2 protein-coding genes and 1 pseudogene are annotated in these 691 nt (G+C 64.8%); all 3 read right to left on the bottom strand.

Annotated elements, in window-relative coordinates; all coding sequences use genetic code 11:
- Positions 1-258: pseudogene (locus ACW2Q0_RS31180) on the bottom strand (FtsK/SpoIIIE domain-containing protein); the annotation flags it as partial.
- Positions 258-494: a hypothetical protein gene (locus ACW2Q0_RS31175; protein ID WP_457194503.1), complete on the bottom strand. Its 237-nt coding sequence runs from the start codon at positions 492-494 to the stop codon at positions 258-260. The gene ACW2Q0_RS31175 and the pseudogene ACW2Q0_RS31180, both read right to left, overlap by 1 nt.
- Positions 491-691, bottom strand: a 201-nt coding sequence (locus ACW2Q0_RS31170) for a hypothetical protein (protein ID WP_457194502.1), incomplete at its 5' end; no start/stop codon positions are given. The genes ACW2Q0_RS31175 and ACW2Q0_RS31170, both read right to left, overlap by 4 nt.

The raw sequence follows: 691 nt of genomic DNA, 5'->3' as shown, positions 1-691 counted from the left end.
GCCATGACGGCTGTAGGAGTAGCCCGCGAAATACGGGAACCCACCCTCAACAGAGCCGAGACCCAGGGACGCGAACATGACGTTCGTCTGAGCCGGATCAGCCAGAATCGAGACCGCGGTACGCAACTCGTCGGGAGCATTCGCAGCGATATCGGCAGCAGTAATCGGCCGGGTGCCCGCACCGAGATGGCGCATCCACACCAGACCACCCGCAGCAGCGATCGTGCCACCAGTGACCAGCAGGCTTGTCAACGACATCACGCCACCCCCCGCAGCGGAGCGAACGCCAACGCGACCGAGTGTTCCGCGAGCACGTTCGGCAGGACGTAGGAGAGGGCACGAGCATCCGCGACGCTCAGACGCACTTCGGCACCGCCCACGAGGAACGACACCCCGGCAGCGGATTCGACCGGTTGGAAGCGTTGCGCGGGAACGTATTTCACGTTCCGCAACCCACCCGAGACCGGAACGGAGTCAGGGACGGGAGTAGTCATGACGCCGCCGCCTTCACCAGATTGACGCGAACCTCAGCGGCGTCGGCAGCGTCGAGGGCATCGGCGATGCCGGCGTCGAGCAGATCCCGAAGCCCTCGCGCCTGCTCCACCGACAGATTCATCCCGCAGTGGTGGCCGATGTAGACGAGGACCTTGCCGTCGAAGTAGCGCACTTCGAACGACACGCGATGGTGAGC

The organism is Nocardia citri, from assembly GCF_054065835.1.
This window is presented reverse-complemented; position numbering and strand designations above follow the sequence as displayed.

What these genes read in the sequence shown, in the direction of transcription:
- ACW2Q0_RS31175 (WP_457194503.1), bottom strand. Translation starts at nt 494, where the DNA reads ATGACTACTCCCGTCCCTGACTCCGTTCCGGTCTCGGGTGGGTTGCGG.